The sequence below is a fragment of the Ruegeria sp. CG1 genome, from assembly GCF_056537265.1.
The window spans coordinates 314,981-338,523 of record NZ_JBQFRF010000004.1; the positions used below are offsets into that span (position 1 = coordinate 314,981).

At 55.4% G+C, this 23,543-nt stretch carries 21 protein-coding genes; 5 read left to right on the plus strand and 16 right to left on the minus strand.

Features of this window, described 5'->3' with window-relative positions; all coding sequences use genetic code 11:
* Position 1 precedes the first annotated feature (1 nt).
* From urtC to urtE, 3 genes are read left to right on the plus strand one after another with little or no spacing between them, the layout of a single operon-like run.
* Positions 2-1,231 (plus strand): urea ABC transporter permease subunit UrtC, encoded by a 1,230-nt coding sequence (gene urtC, locus ACR0AU_RS13970; RefSeq protein ID WP_170513230.1) that lies wholly within the window; start codon positions 2-4, stop codon positions 1,229-1,231.
* Entirely contained in the window at positions 1,228-1,968 is a 741-nt protein-coding gene (gene urtD / locus ACR0AU_RS13975; protein WP_480795811.1) for an urea ABC transporter ATP-binding protein UrtD, read from the plus strand. Before urtC ends, urtD begins: the two co-directional genes overlap by 4 nt.
* Positions 1,969-1,971: 3 nt before the next feature.
* Positions 1,972-2,667: an urea ABC transporter ATP-binding subunit UrtE gene (gene urtE / locus ACR0AU_RS13980; protein ID WP_480707328.1), complete on the plus strand. Its 696-nt coding sequence runs from the start codon at positions 1,972-1,974 to the stop codon at positions 2,665-2,667.
* 265 nt (positions 2,668-2,932) lie between these two features.
* Here the strand turns inward: urtE and ACR0AU_RS13985 are convergent, their stop codons facing one another.
* The 8 genes from ACR0AU_RS13985 to ACR0AU_RS14020 form a co-directional block, all read right to left on the minus strand.
* Positions 2,933-4,354, minus strand: coding sequence for an AMP-binding protein (locus ACR0AU_RS13985; protein WP_480795812.1), 1,422 nt, complete (start codon positions 4,352-4,354; stop codon positions 2,933-2,935).
* Complete coding sequence (locus ACR0AU_RS13990) at positions 4,347-5,192, minus strand: hypothetical protein (protein WP_480795813.1); 846 nt, start codon at positions 5,190-5,192, stop codon at positions 4,347-4,349. The genes ACR0AU_RS13985 and ACR0AU_RS13990 overlap by 8 nt, the downstream gene beginning before the upstream one ends.
* On the minus strand, positions 5,189-6,520 hold the full coding sequence (locus ACR0AU_RS13995) for a hypothetical protein (RefSeq protein ID WP_170733689.1): 1,332 nt from the start codon (positions 6,518-6,520) through the stop codon (positions 5,189-5,191). Before ACR0AU_RS13995 ends, ACR0AU_RS13990 begins: the two co-directional genes overlap by 4 nt.
* Positions 6,517-7,617 carry a DUF3419 family protein gene (locus ACR0AU_RS14000; protein ID WP_170733690.1) on the minus strand — a complete coding sequence of 367 codons (1,101 nt, stop codon included), beginning with the start codon at positions 7,615-7,617 and terminating at the stop codon, positions 6,517-6,519. The genes ACR0AU_RS13995 and ACR0AU_RS14000 overlap by 4 nt, the downstream gene beginning before the upstream one ends.
* Entirely contained in the window at positions 7,610-10,066 is a 2,457-nt protein-coding gene (locus tag ACR0AU_RS14005) for a PEP/pyruvate-binding domain-containing protein (RefSeq protein ID WP_170776214.1), read from the minus strand. The genes ACR0AU_RS14000 and ACR0AU_RS14005 overlap by 8 nt, the downstream gene beginning before the upstream one ends.
* The gene (locus tag ACR0AU_RS14010) at positions 10,063-10,974 is read right to left on the minus strand and encodes a UbiA family prenyltransferase (protein ID WP_170733692.1); all 912 of its coding nucleotides are present in this window, start codon (positions 10,972-10,974) and stop codon (positions 10,063-10,065) included. The genes ACR0AU_RS14005 and ACR0AU_RS14010 overlap by 4 nt, the downstream gene beginning before the upstream one ends.
* Positions 10,971-12,209 (minus strand): hydroxymethylglutaryl-CoA reductase, encoded by a 1,239-nt coding sequence (locus ACR0AU_RS14015; protein ID WP_480444234.1) that lies wholly within the window; start codon positions 12,207-12,209, stop codon positions 10,971-10,973. Before ACR0AU_RS14015 ends, ACR0AU_RS14010 begins: the two co-directional genes overlap by 4 nt.
* A gap of 425 nt (positions 12,210-12,634) precedes the next feature.
* A complete protein-coding gene (locus ACR0AU_RS14020; RefSeq protein WP_480795814.1) occupies positions 12,635-13,315 on the minus strand; it encodes a TetR/AcrR family transcriptional regulator in 681 nt (226 codons plus the stop codon).
* 29 nt (positions 13,316-13,344) lie between these two features.
* On the opposite strand from ACR0AU_RS14020, the gene ACR0AU_RS14025 reads away from it, so the two are divergent.
* Entirely contained in the window at positions 13,345-14,289 is a 945-nt protein-coding gene (locus ACR0AU_RS14025; protein WP_480795815.1) for an alpha/beta hydrolase, read from the plus strand.
* 89 nt (positions 14,290-14,378) lie between these two features.
* Here the strand turns inward: ACR0AU_RS14025 and ACR0AU_RS14030 are convergent, their stop codons facing one another.
* A complete protein-coding gene (locus ACR0AU_RS14030; RefSeq protein ID WP_480795816.1) occupies positions 14,379-14,789 on the minus strand; it encodes a hypothetical protein in 411 nt (136 codons plus the stop codon).
* A gap of 20 nt (positions 14,790-14,809) precedes the next feature.
* On the opposite strand from ACR0AU_RS14030, the gene ACR0AU_RS14035 reads away from it, so the two are divergent.
* Positions 14,810-15,907, plus strand: coding sequence for a GlxA family transcriptional regulator (locus tag ACR0AU_RS14035; RefSeq protein ID WP_480439367.1), 1,098 nt, complete (start codon positions 14,810-14,812; stop codon positions 15,905-15,907).
* Here ACR0AU_RS14035 and ACR0AU_RS14040 read toward each other — a convergent pair.
* The 7 genes from ACR0AU_RS14040 to ACR0AU_RS14070 are packed head-to-tail and all read right to left on the minus strand — an operon-like array spanning position 15,885 to position 23,362.
* The gene (locus ACR0AU_RS14040) at positions 15,885-16,817 is read right to left on the minus strand and encodes a 3-hydroxyacyl-CoA dehydrogenase NAD-binding domain-containing protein (protein WP_170408433.1); all 933 of its coding nucleotides are present in this window, start codon (positions 16,815-16,817) and stop codon (positions 15,885-15,887) included. The two genes, ACR0AU_RS14035 and ACR0AU_RS14040, sit on opposite strands and share 23 nt — an antisense overlap.
* Positions 16,817-17,557, minus strand: coding sequence for an SDR family oxidoreductase (locus tag ACR0AU_RS14045; RefSeq protein ID WP_170733695.1), 741 nt, complete (start codon positions 17,555-17,557; stop codon positions 16,817-16,819). The genes ACR0AU_RS14040 and ACR0AU_RS14045 overlap by 1 nt, the downstream gene beginning before the upstream one ends.
* Complete coding sequence (locus tag ACR0AU_RS14050; RefSeq protein ID WP_480795817.1) at positions 17,557-18,975, minus strand: gamma-aminobutyraldehyde dehydrogenase; 1,419 nt, start codon at positions 18,973-18,975, stop codon at positions 17,557-17,559. The genes ACR0AU_RS14045 and ACR0AU_RS14050 overlap by 1 nt, the downstream gene beginning before the upstream one ends.
* A gap of 10 nt (positions 18,976-18,985) precedes the next feature.
* Entirely contained in the window at positions 18,986-19,918 is a 933-nt protein-coding gene (kce, locus tag ACR0AU_RS14055) for a 3,5-dioxohexanoate:acetyl-CoA acetone transferase (protein ID WP_170597199.1), read from the minus strand.
* The gene (locus ACR0AU_RS14060; RefSeq protein ID WP_170395498.1) at positions 19,918-20,712 is read right to left on the minus strand and encodes an SDR family oxidoreductase; all 795 of its coding nucleotides are present in this window, start codon (positions 20,710-20,712) and stop codon (positions 19,918-19,920) included. The genes kce and ACR0AU_RS14060 overlap by 1 nt, the downstream gene beginning before the upstream one ends.
* Positions 20,713-20,717: 5 nt before the next feature.
* Positions 20,718-22,244 (minus strand): choline-sulfatase, encoded by a 1,527-nt coding sequence (gene betC, locus ACR0AU_RS14065; protein ID WP_170776218.1) that lies wholly within the window; start codon positions 22,242-22,244, stop codon positions 20,718-20,720.
* Positions 22,241-23,362, minus strand: a complete 1,122-nt coding sequence (locus ACR0AU_RS14070) for a ring-hydroxylating oxygenase subunit alpha (protein WP_170733699.1) — start codon at positions 23,360-23,362, stop codon at positions 22,241-22,243. The genes betC and ACR0AU_RS14070 overlap by 4 nt, the downstream gene beginning before the upstream one ends.
* Between the last annotated feature and the right edge of the window lie 181 nt (positions 23,363-23,543).

Sequence of the window (23,543 nt, forward strand, 5' to 3'; positions counted from 1 at the left end):
CATGGAACGCAGCTTTATCGCCAAGAACCCATCCGTGCTGGTCTTTCTTGCCATCCTGTCCCTGTTCACCCTGAGCGTAACCATCCTGTCCGAGGGATTCGGGATCGGTGTAATCTCGACCAGTTTCGTCAAAACGCTGGGCAAAACCCTGTGCCTTTGCCTGATCGCAGTGGCGATGGATCTGGTCTGGGGCTTCACCGGCATCCTGTCACTGGGTCACTTCGCCTTCTTCGGGCTGGGGGGCTACATGATCGGCATGTGGCTGATGTACGAACGCACCCGCCTGATCGTGGTCGACTCGCTGGCACAGGCCGAAATTCCACCGACGTCGTCCGAAGTGGTGGACGCGATTGGTACACAAGTCTTTGGCGTTGTCGGATCGTCGGAGTTTCCGTTGATCTGGGCGTTCTCCCACAGCCTGACCCTGCAACTGATCCTGGTTGTGCTGGTCCCGGGTCTGTTGGCGCTGGTCTTCGGATGGTTGGCTTTCCGGAGCCGTGTCACCGGAGTGTACCTATCGATCCTGACACAGGCGATGACGTTGGCACTGGCCCTGTATCTGTTTCAGAACGACAGCGGGCTGCGTGGGAACAACGGCTTGTCCGGCCTGCAGAACCTGCCAGGTGTCACCGCCTCGCAGGACGTGGTGTCGATCTGGTTCCTCTGGGCCTCGGCGCTGGCCTTGGGTCTGGGCTATATGCTGGCGGCGTGGATCGTGTCAGGCAAGTTCGGATCGGTCATCCGTGGCATTCGCGATAACGAGGCACGGGTGCGCTTCCTTGGCTATTCAGTCGAGGTATTCAAGCTGGCCGTCTTCACCCTGACTGCTTGTATCGCGGCCATTGCCGGCGCGCTTTACTACCCGCAAGCAGGCATCATCAACCCCGAGGAAATGGCCCCTATCGCCTCGATCTATTTGGCTGTCTGGGTCGCCATCGGTGGACGAGGCCGATTGTACGGCGCGGTAATTGGTGCAGCTTTTGTCAGTCTTCTGAGCACGTGGTTCACGGGCGGACAGGCCCCGGATATTCCGCTTGGATTTTACACGATCAAATGGGTCGACTGGTGGCAGGTGCTATTGGGCATAACTTTTGTGTTGGTTACGCTGTTCGCCCCGCAGGGCATCGGAGGATTGTTCGACTTGTGGACCAACGGCCGCCACCCGGACAGGCATGGGGCAAATCTGGGACCAGATGACGGCGCCCTGCGCGAGAAGGAGGCCATCGAATGAGCACTTTGCTTGAGGTTAGCGGCGTTTCGGTCACTTTCGATGGCTTCCGAGCTATCAACAACTTGTCGTTTCAGATCGGCGAGGCCGAGCTTCGCGCCGTGATCGGCCCGAACGGGGCAGGCAAGACCACATTCATGGACATCATTACAGGTAAAACCCGGCCCGATGAAGGACGTGTCATCTGGGGAGAGAAATCCGTATCTTTGTTGGGGCTGTCCGAAGCAAAGATCGCGCAGGCTGGGATCGGAAGGAAGTTCCAGAAACCTACGGTTTTCGAAGACCAGACCGTGCAGGAAAACCTGTTGATGGCGCTTCAGAACAAACGTGGCTGGCTTCACGTGCTTTTCTATCGAACCTCCACTGACGATTTGCAAAAAGTTGAAGATCTGGCTGTCGAAATCGGTCTGAATAAGAGTTTAAGCCGCAAAGCTGGTGAACTGAGCCACGGTCAAAAGCAGTGGCTGGAAATTGGCATGCTGCTGGCTCAGGAGCCACGACTTTTGCTGGTGGACGAGCCTGCCGCTGGCATGACACCGCAGGAGCGCGAACACACCACCGACTTGCTAGTACAAGCCGCCAGAACCCGTGCCGTTGTCGTGGTGGAACACGATATGGAATTTGTACGACGCCTGAATTGCAAAGTCACGGTTCTACACGAAGGGTCCGCCTTGGCTGAAGGCAGTCTTGATCACGTGACATCTAACCAGGACGTCATCGACGTATATCTAGGGCGCTAAACAATGCTGAAGCTAACAGAACTGACTTTGCATTATGGGCATTCGCAAATCCTCAACGGGATTTCCATGGAAGCCAGACAAGGTGAAGTGACTTGCGTCATGGGGACCAATGGTGTCGGGAAAACCAGCCTTATGAAAGCAATATCAGGTACGCATCCGCGATCGGGCGGCAGTCTGGAACTGGACGGGGAAATTCTGGGCGTCCTGCCTGCTCATCAAATGGCGTGGAAAGGTGTGGCCTATGTCCCACAAGGTCGTGAGATATTTCCTTTGCTCACAGTTCGCGAAAATCTTGAAACGGGGTATGCCTGTCTGCCGGCCAGCGAACATTTCATTCCAGGTGATATATTTGATATGTTCCCGGTCCTCAAACAGATGCAAAACCGTCGCGGAGGTGACCTTTCTGGCGGTCAGCAGCAACAGCTGGCGATTGCACGGGCATTGATAACACGACCAGGCCTGCTTCTGTTGGACGAGCCGACCGAAGGTATTCAGCCCAACATCATCCAACAGATAGGCGAAGTCATCCGACACCTCAGAACCACGAGCGGAATGGCAATCATTCTGGTGGAGCAATACTTTGACTTTGCCTATGAACTTGCCGACAGATTTATCGCGTTGCGACGAGGAGAAGTCATAAGCAACGGCACCAGGGAAGACGTGACACGCGGTGAGTTGCTGCAGGCTGTAACAGTCTAGTGCTGATACTTGAAATTGCTTTCGGAATTGAAGGATGAAATCCAGATTTAGTTCGGGACATAGTTTGACCCTACGAACATGTTAAGTACTAACAGTTTTTCCTTTTGAGATACCGTCGTTCGCTGACCCCTGCCTTGAGCGGAGAATTGTTTTGATCAAGTGAAGGACTTCATATCGTACTGAGGTTATGCTTGGCCTTTCCCCCAATTTGTATCGCAATTTGGGTAGTGGCGTGCAGGCTCAGTGGCCTACGAGCCATATTGCGTCAGGTTTCTATTATGCGTGTAAGTTTCGTACGATCGACTTTGGAGGCATGACGCTTGTCCATAGGGATGTTCTTAATCGAAATCACATTTGGAACGCCAAAACCAAGCGCAGATTCACTCCAATCGTCGATGTGATCCGCGGAACCTTGGACGCAAAGTGTGGGGCCTGCTTTGGTATTGACGAGCGCGCATCGATCTACACCTGGCCATCGCTGTGCCGCGACTTCGATAGCAAAGGGGAAGAGCGTACCTGAAAAGACTTCAATTTCGGACTCGACGCGCCCCCATAACCATAAACGCCCGTCATCATCCAGCGCGCCAGCGTCACCGGTCCGGTGCCATATGACACCACCTTCTTCGATTTTATTGTTCTTCGAGTGGGTCGGGTCCAAATACCCGTCATTCACATGTGCGCCGGCGACCTGAATTTCATTGTCGCGGATGCGGAGCGTGATTTCGGGCACTGGGTATCCCACAAGAAGACCCCTTCCAACAGCCATGTCGTGGTGATCCTTCACAGTGATATCCGCGGCGTCGAGATGGGCAATCGGTTCAGCCTCGGTCGACCCATAGACGCACACAACCGACAGACTGTGCCGGGTTCTCAACGCCTCGACAAGATTCGGAAACACCGGACCGCCGCCGGTGAACACCGTGTGCAACGGACCGGTATCGTCGGATTGAATCAGTTTTTCACATAGCGATGGTGGGATGAGGGCCCGGGTGATCTGTTGCGTTTGAAGCCAACTTTCCAACTGCACGGACGACAATCGGTCCAGCTTGCTAAACCTCCAGTTCGGTAAAACACTTGTGCGCCCGGCCGCCAGATTGATCAGGGTGAACACCGGAAAGGCCACCAGATCGCGCTCGGCCTTGCGGCTGCCGAGGAGGGGTGCGATGGCATCGTGCTGCGCCATCAGAAACGCATGTGAGCGCGGAATGGCCTTGGGCAGGCCAGTTGTACCAGAGGTAAAGGAAATAAGGGCGATATCGTCCGGTTGTACCTTTTGCGCCACCGGGTTACTGCGGCTTTTACCAGGCGTCAGCAGGGGCAGGGCCCAGAGATCCGGAACCAGAAACTTCAGCAAAGAATACGCACCCGCTGCACAGAACGCTTTTGGCTTCGTTGTTCGGGCGGCGTGGCGCAGACCGGCCAGCCCCAAGGCTGGCTCTGGTAAGACAACGGTTGCGCCAAGGGTCCAAAGCGCAGCCAGACTCGCATATAGGTCCGCTTTGACAGGCATGGCCAACAACACGCGATCACCTGACTGGATACCCTTGTCCTGCCACCGACCTGCCAAGTGCTGAACGCGCGTGTGCAGGGTTTGAAAGGTGATCTCGCGGCCCTTGCCGTCCACTATGGCTGTCCGGTCAGGAACCCGTTTAACCGCCGCGGCGAATTGGGACAGCAGGTCAGCCATTCAGCTTCCGTCCAAGCAAAGTATAGCGCCGGAATATTGTCGCGCCTTCCGCTGCACTGCGTTCGGCAGAGGTGTTGTCATCATGGATCAGCGCATGAATGGCGGTTTCGTACCCCATCCTGAGCGCCGCCTTGTGAAACCGGTGAGCCAGATGCCGTCCGGCGCCCGGTTCGAGACTTGCATAGGTCTTGAGGATTGCGGATGCCGGATTGGGGCCTTCGGCATAATTGGGAATGCCAAACAGAAACCCGGCCAATGTCCCGTCATGGCGGCGCGCAAAAAGGATCAGGTCGGGCTTCATCATCGGCACAACTGGCATATACATGGCCAGAAAATCTGCCTCGGCAATCGGCTTGTAGAACGCGTTGTTTGAGAACGCACGGGTTGAAAGTTTAAAGACCTGACGAAACAGGGCCTCGGGGTCTGTTCCATCCCATTCTTCCACGACAAAACCATCGGTTTCTGGCGGTGCTGATCCAGCGGCGGTCCGCAACGGCACCCGGGCCGAAAAATACCGGCTGATCTCTGTAAATCCTGCCGACTGGAAAACCCCCGGCTCATGAAGTTTGTTGGTAGGCTCCATCAGGAACGGAGCGGACCCGTCGCTATCCGAGACGAACCGGTAACTGTGCCAGGTGTCGCCCGACATCGGCCCGATGATGCGATCCAGGCCTGCGTCTTGCACCCTCTCGATCCCTTTGCGCAGGATTTCGGCACCGGCTTCGGGCGTTTTGCAGGAAAAATCGCCGAAGGTCGCGGCGCGCGCGCCGTCCCAGATCGGACCGTTCAGATAAACGGTCAGCTTTGCATCCGCCGTTCTGATGATCTCTTTGGTCATGAAAAAACTCCGGCAAAGAACCCAGCACTTAGCGATCCAGCAACGATCCAAACGTAGTAAAGCAACGGCGGCGCGAGGGCCAACAGCGTCAGCCTGAGCACCCGATCTTTTTCGAACCAAGTTGGTCGGAGCAACGGCGCTGCGACTGAACAAGTTAATGAGAACAGGGCCAGTACCGTCAGCGGCTCGGCCCAGTTCGACTGTTCAGAATTCTGGGAAACAGCCCATGTCCGAATAAGAAACAGGACAACCGCAGCAAGTGGTATAACAACAGGAATGGGACGCAGCGCCACAGCAGTGAGCCCCATAGCTAACCCCATCGCACTGAGCCCAAAAAAGGAAACTGCATCCCATCCCGTTGCATTTCCAGCCGCAAGCCAACCGAACCCCAATAGCCCCAAGGCGGCTATGATATCCAGATCGGGGTACTTACTGTCACAAGGAGAAGCGGTACGCGCCCAGCCATGTGCGGCAAGAACCATGATCGGCAGTACTGTGTTCTGCAATTTTGCAGCGGCCAGCAGCAAAAAAACCGCGACAACATACACACGGGTCGCATGTTTGGTCAGGCCCAGTTTGGTTCCCACCACGCCAAAACTGGCAAGGGCGGCAAAGAACATGGCGGCCAACAGGGCGAGCTCTGCCAAAGAGCTGAAATAGTGGCCGTTTAGGAAAATCAACAAGCCAAGCGGCAGGAAAAGGTTGTCAAACCCGCGCCAGCTTTGTGCTTCGACCAATGTGCCAAAAGCCGCAACCATAAGGCACAACATCATGATGTTAGATGGCGGGAGTTTCGATAAGAACAAGAAGCAGATGATCGCAACCAATAGCGTTACGACAAAAAACACCACGGACCCTTCTAAGCTCTTGTCGCCATCTTCTACCACGTAGCGTTTGGTTCCATACGTAGTCCCGGCAAGCGCAGCGGCTGCATCCGCCAGTGTTAGAACGGCGATTGGCAGGATGTAGAACAGCGTGTTTTCCCCGGCTAGCAGAAAGCATAGCCCAACTGACAGGGCGAGCAGAAAGTCGCCGTAGGACGTACGATCCACACCATGCAAAGTTGCACCCAGACCCGACGAAAAACGAGGCAGGCGCAGCACCAGCATCACCAGGATTGTGGCCGCAATCAGCATGTAAACCGGCCAGCGATCGGGAAACAACCAGGGCAGCAGCAACGCAAAGAGGCCGGTGCTGACATGCATAAGCTTGCGCTGCACTTCGGGTTTCAGGCCCGCTGTATTGGCCAGATTGCGTATGACCATCATTACGCCGACCAGAGCCAGCACCGACCCCGCCGCCAGCAGAATCTGCCCAATAACAGTCACGGTTGAAACTCTTCGACGACGAAATCCGAATAGAAGAATGCCATGTCGCGGGCCTTCTGCTGTGTTTCGATGTCGGTCAGGGTTTCAACCTTGTTTCTGAATTCCGGCGGAACCCTCCGGGGTGCCATCATGTTCCAATAGACTAGTCGGGCATTTGGCTCCGCAGCGGTCAGGATCGACCCGTAAACCTGATGGAAGGTCTCGGGCGACATGTACTCGAAGATGTCGGACAGGTTGAATCCTCTGGCTTTTTCGTCGGTCGACACAAAAGCCTCAAGCGATCCAAGGCGGATGTCGAGACGATCCAACCGGGATCGGATTGTCTCATAATGCTCGGGACGCCACGCCATTGGCAGCGCGTCGCCATGATCGCCTTTGAGAATCCAGTGCAGATAGGGATTTTGCGAGGGATCGGTGGTGACTCCCGCATGACGGATGCGGCGGGAGACATGTTGGGCCGGGCTACCCTCTACATGGTCGAAAAACGCACTGTCCCGGCCCATGCGACCCATGACGAGGCGAGAGAAGAAGATGTTCAGCAAAAGACGCCATCGCACCGTGTTGAACCGCGTGTCGAAGAATGTCAGTCGCTCTTCGGGCGAGCGGGGAACAAACACTGCGTCGATGGTTCGGCGTGAATGCACAAGAGGCAGTAGCCAAGTTCGAAAGATGCGAAAATAGCGCTCGAACTTGCCGACGCCACCGATGCCGTGTTTTTCGACATCCGTGATCAGAGTCCGCCAGAAAGCGCGCGTTTCGGCATCTGTGGCTTCCAAAACCTGGTTCAGCAATGCGCCCCGTCGGGTACTTCGCCGCGAGCCGGTGAGTTCAATGAATTCGGGATGGGTCAGCATTTTATAGGCCGCGATCCTGAGCTTAAGGCAGGCGATCTGGGCCGGTGAAAGATCCAGAACGACAATGCGCGCGGGATCGAGTGTCAGCATTGCCAGCGCATTATCCCCGGCAGAGCAGATGGAGACCAATGTCTTGCCCGCACAATCGCCCAGGGCGGAGGTGAGAACATCCGCGTCTTCCCACAGTTGGGCATAGCGGATATGGTCGAAATCCGCCTTTTTCTCAATCTCACTGCTATCCATCGCACCGCTCCACCGCGCCGCTTGCCCCGTCGACCCGGATCATCTCACCATCTTCGATCCAGTTGGTTGCGCCTTTCAAGCCAACCACGCAGGGGATACCCAGTTCGCGTGCGACAATCGCAGAATGTGACAACAGAGACCCCCGTTCGACGACGATGGCGGATGCGTTCGAGAATACGGCGATCCAGCCCGGATCGGTGTGGCGCGCCACGAGTATATCTCCGGGGTTTAAGGCCTCGGTGCGCGGGTCGCGGATCACGCGCGCGCGCGCCTTGATCTGACCTGCAGAACAACCTGTGCCGTGCTTCATCCGAGCAGTGTCCGCCTCCGCTTCTGCGTTCTCGGACCAAACCGGGGCGATGGCGGGGCCACGGATTTCGATGCGTTCCGGCGGATCTGGGCGTCGGGACGAGGCTTCGTCTTCCAGTTTGCGCTGCGCAACGATGCCTTTCAGATCAGGTGACAGGCTATAACCTTCGACTGCTCCGAGAACTTCATGTGTTGTCAGGAAGAATACATCCTTTGGCGATGAAAGCAGGTCACGGGCAGCGAATTCGCGGCCGATGCCCAGAAACACGCGCCGCGCATAACCAAATATGCGCGTGCGTTCAAAGCGCAGGTTTTCACGGTCGCGCACCCGCGCCTTGGTCCAGCTTAAAATCCATTTGGCGAAGTGCCGTTTGAGTGGGTTTGACGGAAACTGAGCCTTCCAGTCCGGTTCATCGCCGTCCTGACGCCCGGAAGGTGGACGTTCAGCGCTGGCTGCAATGGCCAGCAACAGACTGGTCGGGTCATCGCGTAACGGAACGCTTTCCAGCTTGAGCTCTTCCGTACACCGGTCGCCGAACTTCTCAAGATACGCATCAACCTCAGCTTCGATTTGCCGGTGTTCTGACAAAACCGACAGATGTGCATTGGCCTTCAAAGGAGCGGCAAGCCCTGCCTGCCGAACCAACTCTCCCATCCGGGCGATGCGTTGCGCGGGTTCCGCCGAAACGATATCACCTTGCCCGATCATGAGGTCGTTGTGCAGGCTCAACCCGGCCTCGCCCAGCCACTTTTGCAGCAGGTTACGCGAGCCGCCAAAGGCAATCATGCACAGGAAATCGTTGATCAGCGGGGCATCCCACCGATCCAGCAGAGTGCTTTCAATGCGCCGGTATTCCGCAGCCAGTTGGGTCGCGTTAGAGGCATCCACGTTCAGCCCCGTCTGTAATATGTCGTTCAGCCTGCGGTAAAAATCACGCCGGGTCTGCGGTAGGCGGATGGCCTGCCAGATCAGGCCGCCCGCAACCTTGGCCAGTTTCGCGTACTCCACGACCTTGCGCCAGCCGGTGGTGGGGGGTGGGGCAAGAGCATCCGTGACCTCACGCGGCATCGGTTCAGAAACGCCCATCATCGTTTCCATATAGTCGCGGTTCAGTGAATACCCGGGCAACAGTGCCAGCGCGCGATACCAGTTGATCAGATTGTAATAGGCGCGCCCGTCCACCCGCCCCAGTAAATTGTCAAACACAGTGGGGTTCAGCGCGACCGTGTGCCGGGACACGCCCAGCAGCCTAACGAAAGCGCGATATACCTGAGAATACACGTGCAGGGCAAAGGAATAAGTCAGCGGGCTGACGATGCCCGGATAGCTTTCGACGATATTGGAATTGTCGAAAATGGTAAGCGTCTGATCTTCGAGCGGGGCAGGGCGCAGGGTCGTGGTGATCGGGCGGGCCTGCAGAATATGCAGCCCTTGCGCATCAATGGCCCATTCGATGTCCTGAGGAGAAACGAATAGCACCTCGGCCTTTCGGGCTAGGGCTGCGATGGATCGCGCCTCCGTGACGGTCAAATGTGCAGGGGCGTCAGGAGCGCTTTCCGGTACGCCATCTGCATCGATGACCCAGTCTTCTCCGTCCGCTTCCCCCGACACAAGCTGCTCTGCAAGCCCGTCAATCGCTGAGATCACGACCACATCGCGCCGGCCACTGACCGGATCGGCGGAAAAGGCTACCCCGGCCGCTTTGGCATCGATCATGCGTTGCACGATGATTGCGGGGGCCTCGGCCTCGCCACCGGATTTGACCGCGCGGTAGGTTTCGACCGTTGATGAGAAACCGGATTGCCAAACCTGCTTGGCCGCCGCGATCACACTCTTGCCGGGAACATTCAGGACCGTTGCGAACTGTCCTGCATGGCTGTGGTCCACGCCATCTTCGGACTGGCCAGAACTGCGTACCGCGTAAGGCCCGGACCCGAGTGTTTCAAGCGCGGTGGACACCGCCGGTCGCAGGCCTTTTTGCGCGATCGGGCCCGATTGCCCCATACGAAACGCGTCATTTGTGATGACAAAGAATGCGGGCGGGGAAAACCCGTGCTGTGACAGATGCGACAGGGCTGCCGCTTTGCCTCCAACCACAGAGATGTCGTTGGCATCCATTTGGTCGACGATGAAAGTCATGCTACGGCTCCGATCAGGTAGGGTAGGAAACCAGCCGTGGCATAGCTGAAAAATACCCACAGACCGGAAACAGCGTCCATCCTGTTTTGTGCTTTCTCAGTGGGTGTCTGACTGTAGTGGAATACAGCAACCCCGCAGGGAACCAGCGCCAGTGTGCCGATCAGGGCGCTTGGCCAGCCAACCCCGGTGGCGCTTCCTGTGCCGGCGAGAAGCGCGTAGGATAACAGAACGCAGCCGATCCAGATACGTCCCGCCGTACGCGGACCCCATAGGGAGGAATAGGTGTCGACCCCTTCAATCTCGTTTTCGGGCGCCCACAATTTCCGCCCGATCTCAAGGACGCAGCCATTCACAAAGGACAACGCCAGGAACAGCCATAGTGAGGGTGCTGCGCCGCCTGCCGGCAGCCATTCGAGGCCAGTCAGCAATAGATCGATCAAGGGCATGATTGCCATGTGGCTTAGCAGGTACAGAACCGGCCGGGCCTTCAGCCAGGCCGGGACACCGAATTCAACTGTCATCGCAGCGAGCCAGATCCAAACCGCGCCCAACAGCCACAAAACCGACGGGTGCCAGAACCAGGAAGCCGCAAGTGCAACTGGAATGGTCAGTAAGCCCAAGCTCAAAACTTCGCCTGGTGAGACCAATCCGCGTGGGATCGGCCTGTCGGGCCGGTAACGTCGGTCATCCTCGGCGTCCTTGAACTCGTCACAGACCCGCATCTGGAAGAACAGCGCCATGGCCAGCACAAAACCGGCGGCAAAGGCAGGCCACTCGGGCAAGGGGCGGTCTGCCAGACGGGCAGACACACAAATGCTGGCCGAGGAAAACACCAGCAGCAGGGGGACGGTTTTCTTAAGCGGAAAGCGCTCGGATTGGTAAATCCAAAATCGGTTCTGAAAGCTCATCTGTGGCGGGCCAGACTCTCATGGGCGCGGGTGAAATGACCGGCAGCAATCGCGGCGACAATGGAGATTTCGCCGCATAAGCACGTGGCCGCAGCAACTTCGGCTAAAGCCGTGCCACACCCGCTGCCCCGTAGACCGAGTATGTTCAGCGCTGCTGCCTGGCTTGGCAAACCGGTTCCGCCGCCGACCGAGCCGACAAGGATATTCGGAAGCGTGACCGAGCAGAATAGATCGCCGCCCCTAGGTTCCATACGCGTGACGCCCATTGCACTTTCGGCAACGCAGGCCGCGTCCTGTCCGGTTGCGATATAGAACGCAGCCAGCCCGTTGGCATAATGCGCCTGTGCGCCAAACTGGCCAGACAAATGTGCGCCCAGATTGGCGACACGGCCATAGTCCAGCATCGCCTCGACCGTCGTTCCCAGTGTCTTTTCGACAATCTCAGCCGGAAGCGTAACCGAGGCGCTGACTTTCCGCCCGCGCCCCGTCACCAACCCCAGCGCCGAGGCCTTCTTGTCGCCCGAGAAATTACCTTCGACATACCAGTTCTCAATCGCAACAGGACAGCTATCCGTGATTGCGTGGCAAAGGGCGTCGGTGGCGATGGTCACCATGTTCTGACCTGCAGCATCACCAGTGGTATAGCGGCAAATCAGGAAAACGACGTTGGTGTCAATGAATGGCTCCAGCGATACAAGCTTGCCATGACGGGTCGTCGCTTCGGCCGCAGATTTGAGCCTGTCAACATTGGTCACCACCCAATCCACAAATTGCCCCGCTCTTAGCAGGCTATCGAACACAAAGGCCGGGGTCCGCAGCACGCCTTCGTATAAAACAGCGGTACTGATACCGCCCGACCGAGTGGCGGCGTAGGCGCCCCGGGCATAAGATGCGACCAGCGCTGCCTCGGTTGTTGCGAGGGGGACATGAAAGTCGCCGTTGGCGTTCATTCCGTTCAGGCGTAAGGGGCCAATAACCCCGACTGGAAGCTTAACCGTCCCGATGAAATTCTCGATATTGGCGCCATAGGTTTCGGCATCTTCGATAGCCGCCAAATCTGCAATTTGTGCCTGATCCTTGTCGCTGGCCGTTGGTTTCAACTTTTCCCAGAATCGTGCGACCATCTCCTTGGTCGGCTTGCGAGATGGGCGTAAGGTTGAAAACTCAGCATCGCTTGGCGCCATCTGCTGAGGTATCTGGTCAGCATCAAATCGTGCTTTTATGCGTTGAAGCATTTCCCGGACATGAAACGGAATTACCAATAGCACGCTCCAATAGATTTTCTGTGCAACGCTGTTGCAACCAAAAACCGCTGCGAGGCAAGTTATCAGTCGTTTGATCGAAATCCAGTCAAATGTTCATCGATCAAGTGTTTGATCCCAAAGGGTCTCGCATTTGTCGCAGTTGAAAGTTCCGGTAGGCCTGAGGACGATGATCTTGGCACGACACGCATCGCAAAAAGGGAGTGTAACCCTTTTGGAACTAAACGCTAAGCGTTCAAACTGGGGGTGCTTTTCAGATGCCTTGCTCTTTACCTGAGGTACAACCAGATCTCGCATCAGACATTATGACCAGCGAGCTACTCGGTTCATCACTATGCCGTCATTCACCCGGTGGGTGCAAGAACCCGCCATCCAAGATCTGTTTCGGTGATGATCGATCAAACGTCTGCTTTGTAGTGTGCCAGAAACATCGCGACGCAATCGTCCAATATATCTTTGGGCGTCGGGTTCTCGCCAAGGAAGAACTCTGGCCAGAAAAAGAAGTTTTTGATGAGCGCCAAAAGCTGGTTGGTCGCAAAAACCGGATCCGCCTTGCGGATCACGCCTGCATCCATGGCTTCGCTGATCAGCCTCGTTATTGGGTAATCGTGAGTTGCTGTTTCAGTGAAGAATTGCCGGGATCGGTCAAGGTCACGGATCAATTCTGAGATGACCATCCGGTTCAATCCGATGGCGGTCTCATCGGTGATCACCCCAATGTAACGCCACAAGGCTTCCTTCAATTGTTCGACGAAGTCACGATCCGGATCATAGGGCGCTGGCTCCATGCTCCGGTTTTGCTCCAGCATGATCTGTGAGATCGCCTCGAAAAGGGCCTCCTTGCTCTCGAAGTGATTGTAGAGCGTGCGACTCGATACGTTGGCTTTTTTGGCGATTGAAGTGGTCTTTGCCCCCAGAAACCCCTGCTCTTTGAACTCATCGATGGCCGCATCGATAATATCTTTTCGTTTTTTTTCAGTGCGTTTCAAGATTTCTACCTCAAAAAGTAAAAAGACGTGTTTACAAGCGCTACCTCCCCACCATAAGTAAACAAAACAATTTACTTTAGCAAGGCGCAAAGCTACCTGACCCCGAAAGGACCAAGACCATGACGACCCAAAATCTCACCGCGGGCAAAAACGAAGTTACCTTCAAATCCTTTGGCGTGGATCTGGCGGGCGATCTCTACCTGCCCGAAGGCTTTGATGAGACCAAGACCTACAAGGCCATCGTGGGGGCCAGCCCGTTCCCTCAGGTCAAAGATCAGATCCCGGCTACTTACGGGCCGGAAATGGCCGCGCGGGGTTTCATCTACCTCGGTTTCGATTACCTCGGCATGGGCTCGTCCCCTGCGCTGCCCGGAGAGTACAAGCAATCCCGCTACATGTTCCGGCTCATCGAAAACACCTGGGACGCCGTGTCTTACCTCGGCACTCTGCCGTTCGTTGACGAGATTTACGGTCTGGGTGTTTGCCAAGGCGGCTCGATCATCGCATCGGCTGCCGTGACCGATCACCGGATCAAGAAGATTGCCATGGTTTCCGGCATGATGGCCGCAGACGCTTTCCAGTGGACCGACCGCGATATGGTCAACCAGCAGATCGCAGCCTCGAACGCCTCGATGCAGAAGATGTATGAAACCGGCGAGCCGGAATATGTCGCACCATTTGGGCTGAATGATGAGCAAACCCGAGAAGAATTTGTTGGATCGGGTGTCAACCCGATGGCCGGAGAATCCTATGACTACTACGGACGCGATGGAGTCAAAGGCCCGGTTGCGGTTCCGACCTATACCAACATGCATATCGGCGATCAGGGCATGCAGTCTCTGATTTCCATTGGAGAGGCTTATGCCGATAAGATCGTGCAACCGTCCCTGACAATTTACAGCAGCACGGCCTTTACAGCGCCGTGCTCCACCCAATTTGTCGCGAAGTTGACGAATGAACATGAGGAGTTGGCTTTCGATGAATTCAGCCACGTGGACTTTTACTACAAGCCGGAGGCTGTGAAAGCGTCGACCGATGCAGTTGCTGAGTTCTTTGGCAGATAAACTGATAAGGCAGAGGTCACTACGTGACCTCTGCCATTTTGAATGATGAATTTCGGGATCGCTTGGCCGGTTCCGAAAGAACCTTGACGTCACCGCATGTGCTTGTCGAAAAACTCAATCGTTGTTTCAGGATGTTCACCGAAGAAATTGTATCCAATGAAGCGTCGCGTATCGCCGTTTTCAATCCAGTGTAGCTTCTTTTCTTCACCCGGAATCAGGTCAAAAGTGGTCTGAACGTCTTCGGGGATCGTCCAGGCATCATCTTTGTTCTGCACAATGTACGTCGGCATGGTGACGTTTTTGGCGTGAAGATGAGGGGTCATTTTGTCCAAGGGCAAGCCTCTAATCTTTTCAATCTCTTCGGCCAGAACGTTATGAAACGCGGCCAGCCCCATCGCGTCCATCGATACCTTTGACATGACATTGATGGACGCGGGTTGCGTGCAAACAAACGCTTTCACGTCATCAATGTATTTGAGGCATTCCGTTATGGTGTGCATCACGACACTGAGCCCGTGAATTGGTAACTTTTGCACTCCTGCGAAACACAATTGACAATTTTGGACTCCATTTTACAGAATCGGCCATGATCCATCCAATTGATCGCAAGCTAGATATCGTTGTCCTGGTGAGTCCGCATTTCAATGTTTCGGCGACTACGTCTTTCGTGGATCCTTTCAGAATAGCCAATTACCTGACAGGTTCGGCTCGATTTTCTTGGACCTATGTCTCGGACCTCGGTGGACCAGTCGAGTCTAGCAGCGGCCTAGTCGTTGATACTGCCCCATTGGCGGCCGTGACGGGGCGCAAGCCCTGGTTGGTTCTGGTGAGTACAAGTTGGTCACCTGAACGTCACGGAACATCTCAGTTTAAGGTGGCCCTTCAGAAGTGGGAGGCGTGCGGAGCAATCGTTGGCGGCTTGGATACTGGTGCGATTGTTCTTGCGGCTGCTGGACTGCTTAAAGGCAAGACAGCGACGGTTCACTATGAGCACATCGATGCCTTTGCTGAAATGGCCCATGATACCACAGTGTCAGAGAACATGATTGTTATGGATGGAAAGATGTTCACTTGTTGCGGGGGTTCCGCAGCGACCGATCTGGGTTTGCGGTTTGTGCATTCTGTCGATGGTGAGAGTATCGCCAATGCATCTGCGCGATATCTTTTTCATCACAATGTACGCGGTGAGGGCCAATCACAGAACCCCAAAGACGTGGAGCCACTGGGGTATGTCACCTCTGGGGTGGTAAGGGACGCAATCGACTTGATGGAGGCACATTTGGAAGCCACTTTGTCGATCCCTGAAATATCAGCGAGGTTGAAGATTTCGCAACGACAACTTAGCAGATTGTTTCAGCAATATGTCCAGAAGTCGCCGATCGAGTACTACCGTGACATACGCCTTGATCGCGCGCGTGGACTAGTAACCCAAACAGAGTTGAAATTCAGCGAGATTGCAGAAGCATCAGGATTTAACGGGCAAGTTCATTTCAGCCGGGCATATCGAAGCCGTTTTGGCCTCACACCAACTGCAGACCGTATTGAAGGCCGTACTCCATTCGAGTTCCGCGCGTGGCCAATGTTCAAGCCTGATATTAAGTCCGAAGGTGTTGGGTAGCTTTTTGCATCGCCGTAAGCATCTTGTCGCGTTGCGCGGATAACTCTTCGGTACTTTGCCCCTGAGTTTGATCGTTAATGCCATCGACCAGTTTATTGATGACATCCTCATCAAGACGAGGGTTGCCCAGGTCATCCCACCAGCCATTGAATGTATCCTTGAAATGGTCACAGAAGGCCCGCAAACCGCCGTCGCCTGCACCCAGGTGGAAAAGCGTCGTCGGACCCATCGCGGCCCACCGCAATCCGGGGCCGGCCCACATCGCTTTATCGATGTCTTCGACACTGGCAACGCCTTCAATCGCCATATGGACGGCCTCGCGCCATACTGCAGCTTGTAAGCGGTTTGCGACGTGTCCGGGCATGCCCTTCTTGATCCGGATCGTGACTTTGCCCAGGTCTTCGTAGAACGTCTCTGTTCGGTTCAGAACATCTGAACCGGTGGCGTCGTTCGCCGTCAACTCGACCAGCGGAATGAGATGTGGCGGGTTGAACGGATGACCTAAGATGAGCTTACTCGGATCGCGCCATCCCTGTTGGAGAGCCTCGAGTGTTAGGCCGGATGTTGAGCTTGAAACTATTGCATCAGCGCTCAACTCTGGCTCAACTTCCGCATAGGTGGAATGTTTGATCGGCAACCGCTCCGGCACATTCTCCTGAATGAACTGCGCGTTTCGCACGGCCTCAGCTGCGGTCGGTGCAAAGGTGATCGCATCTCGGGTGGCGTGGCCAACTTGGCCCAATTCTTCCAACGCAGGCCACGCCTTTTCAATGTATTTACGGACGGATGCCTCAGCGTTCGGATCGGGATCAAATACGGTCACACTGCGACCCGACGCGAGAAACAGCGCTGCCCAGCTTGCCCCGATGACACCGGCTCCGAGAATGGCGGTTCTTTCGATTTCCGACATCAGAACAGTCCCGGATTCAGGGGGGATGCCGCAGTCATACCACCGTCTACAGTGAACAGTTGGCCAGTCGCAAAAGACGACTCGTCAGAAGCTAGCCAAACAGCCATCCCAGCAATGTCTGCGGGCTTACCAAAGCGTTTGACCGCATGGCGTGCCAGCGCGTCTGATCTAGCCTTTTCTGGGTCATGGGCGAGTTCGAATGCTGCGTCCAGCATGCCCGTCTCAATCCATCCCGGGCAGATTGCATTGCAGCGCACCGCAGGTCCATGGTCCACCGCGATAGAGCGTGTAAGCCCATGCACAAAGGCTTTTGAAGCATTGTAGAGCGCCATCGATGGGTCAGCGGCATTGCCCGAGATCGAACCAATGTTGATGATCGAACCACCCTGAGACATTTTCGGAATGAGGGCGCGGCAACAGTTAAAAACGCCTCGTGCGTTTACTCCCATCACCAAATCCCAATCCGCGTCTGAGCTTTCGGTCACTGTTTTTTCGACCTGAACGCCGGCGTTGTTTACCAGGATATCTACCAGGCCGATTGTTCGGGCAGTACGTGCAACCGCTTCGGGATTGGATACATCCAGCGTGTACCAGGTTACTTGATCCGGTAGATCATCTGGCTTAGGGCCGCGCCCGCATGTTGCGACACCCGCGCCCTCAGCCATGAAGGCCTCAACGATGCCGCGACCAATGCCTTGTTTGCCGCCTGTAACAAAGGCGCGTTTCCCAGCTAACCGCATCAGTGTGCCACCATAACGTGACGGATTGCGGTGTAAGCATCCAGCGCATAGACCGACATATCGCTGCCCGTGCCTGAGCCCTTCATCGCGGCCCATGGCATCTCGGGGGTCGCAATCCCATGCGTGTTTACCCAGGTGAATCCATAGCGCAACTTGGACGTCATTTGCATTGCTCTCCCAACATCTCGTGTCCAAACCGATGAGGCCAACCCGTAAGGTCCGTTGTTGGCGGTCTTCAACGCATCTTCTGCCTCAGAAAACCGAGAGACAGTTACAACGGGTCCAAAAACCTCATTGCAGGCAATCTCTGCATTGTTGTCGACATTGGCGATGACTGTCGGCTGGTAGAAAAAGCCGTCTTCTTCGCCAGACACCCCACCGGAAACGATTTCAGAGCTGCTGCGCGCGCGATCCACAAAACCCGCTACACGATCCCGCTGTGTCGCAGAGACAAGCGGGCCCATTTCCGTTCCTTGAGCTTTCGGTGCACCGATCTGGATCTGGCCAACCTGATCGGCAATCGCGGCCACAAGTTTGTCGTAAACTCTGTCTGCAACCATCACGCGGCAAGGCTGTGCGCAGTCCTGACCGGCATTGAAGTAGCTGCCATATCGGATCGTCTCGGCCACTGCATCGAGATCAGCATCATCAAAGACAATGACTGGCGCCTTGCCGCCCAATTCCAGATGAACGTGTTTAATTTTCTGGGAAGCAGCCCGCATTGCAGCCATGCCTGTCGCCGGAGAACCCGTAACACTGATCCCTTCCATCTGTGGGCTGTTCATCAGGGCATTCCCCACGCCGGGCCCGCGACCATGGATCACGTTAAGCACGCCTTTTGGCAGAACATCTTGTAACAGTTCTGCAAGTCGCAGAGTAGATAGCGGCGTGATCTCGGACGGTTTCAACACCACCGAACATCCTGCCGCAATTGGTGCAGCAATCTTCCAGGACGCCATCATCAGCGGGTAGTTCCAAGGGGCGATGGCGGCGACAGGGCCAATGGGGTCGCGCCGGATCATCGACGTATGACCCGCGACATACTCTCCAGAGGCAGACCCCATCATGGTGCGCGCAGCCCCGGCGAAAAAGCGAAAGACATCAATCGTAAGCGGCATTTCATCATCATGAGCCGATGGCCAGGGTTTTCCCACATCTAGGCTCTCAAGTTCTGCCAACTCATGGCTGTTCGCCTCGATAACATCAGCTATCTGAAGCAAGATTGCAGCGCGTTCTGCAGGGGGCGTAACCGAAAAGGTTTCAAATGCCTCTGCTGAGCCGCGCACCGCCGCCTCGACCTGTGCATCGCTGGCTTCTTTTACAGCACCGACTACCTCGCCTGTTGCAGGGTTCAGGACGTCCAAGGCCTCTCCGATCCCTTCGACCATTTCGCCATTGATCAACATCTTCGTCTGCATATGCATCTCCTTAGAAGCCAACCTGATCGCCGCCTTTTAGTGCTAGCCGCATGCGGGCTTCTGCTGGCGACGCGACCGTAAGGCCAAGGTTTTCAACGATTGATCGGATGCGCGTGACCTGTTCCGCGTTAGATTTTGCCAACTCACCCTTGCCGATGAACAGGCTGTCTTCGAGACCGACACGCAGGTTACCGCCCCGCATGGCGCTTTGGGTCGCAAATGGCATTTGGTGACGACCAGCGGCAAGGACCGACCATTCGTAATTCTCTGCTCCGAACAGCTTATCGGCTGTGTTGTGCATGTGAGTCAGATGGTCCGCATCTGCGCCAACGCCACCCAAGATGCCAAATACCATCTGAATGAAAAATGGCGGTTTGATCAGGCCCTGATCCACGAACCATTTGACGTTGTAGAGATGTCCAAGATCATAGCATTCGAACTCGAACTTGGTGCCGTGATCTCCACCAAGTTTTTCGATGGCGTAACGAATTGTTTTGAAAGTGTTGGGAAAGATAAAGTCTTCCGTCATCTCCAAAAATGGCCGTTCCCAGTCGTGCTGAAACTCGGTGTATTTCTGCAGCATCGGAAAGATACCAAAGTTCATGGATCCCATGTTGAGCGATGCCATCTCTGGGCTGGTAGATGTCGCCGCCAGCAGCCGCTCATCCATCGACATCCCCAAGCCGCCGCCGGTCGAGACATTCATCACAACATCGGTGGACTGCTTGATTACGGGTAGAAACTGCTTGAATAGCTCAGGTCGGGGATCGGGTTTTCCTGTCTCCGGGTGCCGTGCGTGCAGGTGAATGATTGATGCCCCTGCCTGGGCCGCCTCAATACTGGCCGTCGCAATCTCGGCCGGTGTAATCGGCAGATGCGGTGACATTGACGGCGTATGGATGCCTCCGGTCGGCGCGCAAGTGATAATGACTGGCTTGGGCATCAGAGTTTCATCTGCTGCACTTGTGCAGACAGCCCCCCGTCCAGAACCCACAACTGGCCAGAGGCATAGCGCGCCTCGTCCGAGGCAAGCCAGTTGACCAGATTTGCAATATCCTCGGGCGTCCCGTAGGTCCGCATTGGATGAACATCGCGCACGGCCTTTTGCAGCGTTTCAATGTTGCCACCTCCTCCGCCGGATCCATCGCCGTTGAAGAAGCTCTGCAGCATTGGAGTGTCGATATAGCCAGGGCAGATGGCATTCACCCGGATACCTTCTGGGCCATGATCGCAAGCCATTGCGCGGGTCAAAGCGTGAACTGCACCCTTGGTCGCGCAATAGGCCGCAAGCCCAGGGTCTGCGATGAACCCGTCGTAGGAGCCAAAATTGATAAGGCTTGCGCTATTCCCTGTCTTCGCCGCTTCGCGCATCAATGGGATGGCGTATTTCGAGGTCAGGAACGTGCCCGTGGAATTAACCGCAAAGCTTTGATTCCATTCCTCCAACGTGGTCTCTTCAACCGTTTTTTCGATCTCGATCCCCGCCGCGTTCACTAGGATGTCCAACTTTCCGTGTGCGGCGCGCACATGATCCATCGCCGCAACCGAGTCTGCTTCTTGAGTCACATCCAGCTTAACAAAATGACTGCCATCATCATCGTGCTGATCTAACGACCCTTCCGGTGTGAGGTCAGCGGCAAATACCGTTGCGCCTTCTCTTAGAAACCGAGCGACAATCGCGCGCCCGATTCCACCGCGGGCACCAGTCACGAGAGCAACTTTTCCGTTCAGCATCATTGGTTTCAATCCTTCAATGGCGGATAGCGGTAGCGGCGTGCAGCCACTGTCCAATCCAAATTGTTGCGTACATACTGCTGACTTGCATCGGACGGCGGGTTGTAGTCCCAAGGCTCGCTGGCACCGGCCTCCATCGCGGCATGTAATGCACGGCGCGATTTTTGCGTGGCGATTATCTTCTTTCGCAAAGCACTGCCGTCCCAACGCTCGACGACTTCAGCTGCAAAACGAGTTTTCGCGTCAGAGTAGCTTGGGTCCGAAGCTAAATTCTTCGTTTCCATCGGGTCAGCACTCAGGTCATAGAGCTGCGGTGGGTCGCTATCACAATGAATATATTTTAAGGGCCCGCGCCGGATCATGATCACAGGATAGCCCGTCATCTCGGCACAGTATTCTCCGATCGCCTCATCAACTGGATCATCTTCACCCCGAGCCAGAGGCATAAGGCTACGACCGTCGATCGGCTCTCCGATCATCGCCTCATCACCGCCACCGAGGTCGATAAATGTCGGCAACAGATCGACCAGTGACACTGCATTCTGCGCCGTTCCAATCGCAATGCCCGGCCCGGCCATGACTAACGGAACTCGCGCGGAGTGCTCAAAGAAGTTCATTTTGTACCACAGCCCACGTTCACCCAGCATGTCGCCATGGTCGGCTGTGACAATCACAATGGTGCTGTCCAACTCGCCCGTTTCTTCGAGGGTTTGAACCAGCTCTCCGATTTTGCTGTCGAAGTAACTGACGTTTGCCAGGTAGGCATGGCGCGCGCGCAGGATTTCTTCCTCGGTCAGTGGCACATAAGACGCTTCGATCCCATCCAATAAACGTCGTGAAAAGGGGTCTTGATCCTCCAACGCGGGCACAAACGCGGGCAAGTCAATTTCATCATCCGCATACAGGTTCCACCATTCTGGTCGGGCTACATATGGATCGTGCGGGTGAATGAAGCTTGCAACCATCGCAAAAGGCGCGTCATTGCCAAGCGCTTTGTCTCGGGCCGCATCGAACAGCCAGCGTTTGGCAGCAAAACCGACCTCGTCGTCATAGTCGATCTGGAAAGTCGCGTGGGCAACGCCGCTTTCCTTGACCGTTTGCATGTTGTGATACCACTTGTCGATCCGCTCGTCCGGGGCCTCCCAATCCGGGGTCCACGCGAAATCAGCAGGATAGATGTCGGTTGTCACACGATCCTCAAATCCATGCATCTGATCCGGCCCGACAAAGTGCATCTTGCCTGCCAAACATGTACGATAGCCCAGCGATTTCAGATAATGCGCAAATGTCGGCACCGAAGCCTTGAACTCGGATGCATTGTCGTAAGCTGCGATGCGACTGATGTGCTGACCCGACATAAAGGAAAACCGTGAAGGCGCACAGAGAGGGGAATTGCAGTAAGCTGCATCGAAGCGCCTGCCGCGCGCGGCCAACGCGTCAAGATGTGGCGTCTTGGCGACCTTATGCCCGTACGCCCCTGTGAAATGCGGAGCCAATTGGTCCGCCATGACCACAAGGATGTTTGGCCGCGTCACGTGGCACCTTTTGCGTAAGCGTCCAAGACTAAGCCATGGAAGTGATGAACGGCGTGCTCGGACTTGCCGGACCCGTCCGGGTCATTGACGATCCGACCTTGGGTGAACGCAGGTGTATTCATCCCGCGCTGCACACTTTCGACAAGGCTGATATCTTCGACCTGAAGAACTTCGTCCAGATAGCGAATTGCGTCCAACTCCATCGGGTCGGGTTCCGGCGTCTCAAGGAAGAAGTCGTAAGTTTCAAGCGTCCGATCTGGCCCAACAGGTATGATGTTCAACACGATCATGCTGGACCGTCCGGGATATCGCATCAGGCAAGTGGTGGGATAGAGCCACCAAACCGCGTGAGTTTTCACCGTGGCGTTCGAGACGTCATAGGCGGTATTTGGACTGTTGCCTGCGTCAGCCATATGGCTGGAGTAGATGCCGTAGGTTGTAACCTTGTAGGTATCCATATCCACGAGGTCACAAAAATCCTTATGGGCCGTAGGGCAATGATAGCACTCAAGGAAATTGTCCACGACGTTCTTCCAATTCGACTTGATGTCGTAGGTCAGACGGTGGCCAAAAGTGAGTTGATCCACATCCGGTGCCCAATGGCGCACCTCGGTTTCCAGGTTTCCGGATTGCTCTGACAAAGAGGCAGCCGTCGGATCCAAATTGACAAAAACAAAGCCGCAAAATTCTTCAACCTGTACAGCATCGAGACAAATCTCATCCTTGTTGAAGTCTTCGAGGTTTTCAGTATGTGGCGCACGCGCCAATTGCCCGTCAAGTTTATAGACCCAGGCATGATAGGGGCACATAATCCGTGTGGTATTGCCTTCGCCTGATAGCAGTTCATGGGCACGGTGTTTGCATACGTTGTAAAAGGCGCGAAGCTTACCCTCTTTGTCGCGCACAACCGCAATAGGTTGACCGGCAACTTCCACCGTTACAAAGGACCCCGGCTCTCGTGTTTTCTCGACATGACACACCCATTGCCAAGTTTTGGAGAGGATGGAGCGAAGGTCAGTGTCAAACCACTTGTTCTGTGTGTATGCCGCAGCCTGTAACGAGCTAGAGCGTGATGGATCGACGTGATAGCCCAAGGAAATTGTTTCTGAATCGGTCATGCTGCCCTCTCCCGTTAAACTTAAACCTATTTCAAGTGAGATTTGGGGATATGCTTAATCGGCCGCTAGTTTGATCATTTTCGACAGTTATTTGACCTGCGGGGACTCTGTTTCAATCTCTCGAGCGCCGGATTTAGTCGAGGAGCAATTCAACCCTTATAGGTGTCGGACTTGTCAAAAA

What these genes read in the sequence shown, in the direction of transcription:
- ACR0AU_RS14045 (WP_170733695.1), bottom strand. Translation starts at nt 17,557, where the DNA reads ATGCGGTTAGCTGGGAAACGCGCCTTTGTTACAGGCGGCAAACAAGGC.
- ACR0AU_RS14060 (WP_170395498.1), bottom strand. Translation starts at nt 20,712, where the DNA reads ATGATGCTGAACGGAAAAGTTGCTCTCGTGACTGGTGCCCGCGGTGGA.
- ACR0AU_RS14070 (WP_170733699.1), bottom strand. Translation starts at nt 23,362, where the DNA reads ATGACCGATTCAGAAACAATTTCCTTGGGCTATCACGTCGATCCATCA.
- urtE (WP_480707328.1), top strand. Translation starts at nt 1,972, where the DNA reads ATGCTGAAGCTAACAGAACTGACTTTGCATTATGGGCATTCGCAAATC.
- ACR0AU_RS13985 (WP_480795812.1), bottom strand. Translation starts at nt 4,354, where the DNA reads ATGGCTGACCTGCTGTCCCAATTCGCCGCGGCGGTTAAACGGGTTCCT.
- ACR0AU_RS14000 (WP_170733690.1), bottom strand. Translation starts at nt 7,617, where the DNA reads ATGGATAGCAGTGAGATTGAGAAAAAGGCGGATTTCGACCATATCCGC.
- ACR0AU_RS14015 (WP_480444234.1), bottom strand. Translation starts at nt 12,209, where the DNA reads ATGCTTCAACGCATAAAAGCACGATTTGATGCTGACCAGATACCTCAG.
- urtD (WP_480795811.1), top strand. Translation starts at nt 1,228, where the DNA reads ATGAGCACTTTGCTTGAGGTTAGCGGCGTTTCGGTCACTTTCGATGGC.
- urtC (WP_170513230.1), top strand. Translation starts at nt 2, where the DNA reads ATGGAACGCAGCTTTATCGCCAAGAACCCATCCGTGCTGGTCTTTCTT.
- ACR0AU_RS14030 (WP_480795816.1), bottom strand. Translation starts at nt 14,789, where the DNA reads ATGCACACCATAACGGAATGCCTCAAATACATTGATGACGTGAAAGCG.
- ACR0AU_RS14040 (WP_170408433.1), bottom strand. Translation starts at nt 16,817, where the DNA reads ATGTCGGAAATCGAAAGAACCGCCATTCTCGGAGCCGGTGTCATCGGG.
- ACR0AU_RS13990 (WP_480795813.1), bottom strand. Translation starts at nt 5,192, where the DNA reads ATGACCAAAGAGATCATCAGAACGGCGGATGCAAAGCTGACCGTTTAT.
- kce (WP_170597199.1), bottom strand. Translation starts at nt 19,918, where the DNA reads ATGCCCAAGCCAGTCATTATCACTTGCGCGCCGACCGGAGGCATCCAT.
- ACR0AU_RS14005 (WP_170776214.1), bottom strand. Translation starts at nt 10,066, where the DNA reads ATGACTTTCATCGTCGACCAAATGGATGCCAACGACATCTCTGTGGTT.
- ACR0AU_RS14050 (WP_480795817.1), bottom strand. Translation starts at nt 18,975, where the DNA reads ATGCAGACGAAGATGTTGATCAATGGCGAAATGGTCGAAGGGATCGGA.
- ACR0AU_RS14025 (WP_480795815.1), top strand. Translation starts at nt 13,345, where the DNA reads ATGACGACCCAAAATCTCACCGCGGGCAAAAACGAAGTTACCTTCAAA.
- ACR0AU_RS14010 (WP_170733692.1), bottom strand. Translation starts at nt 10,974, where the DNA reads ATGAGCTTTCAGAACCGATTTTGGATTTACCAATCCGAGCGCTTTCCG.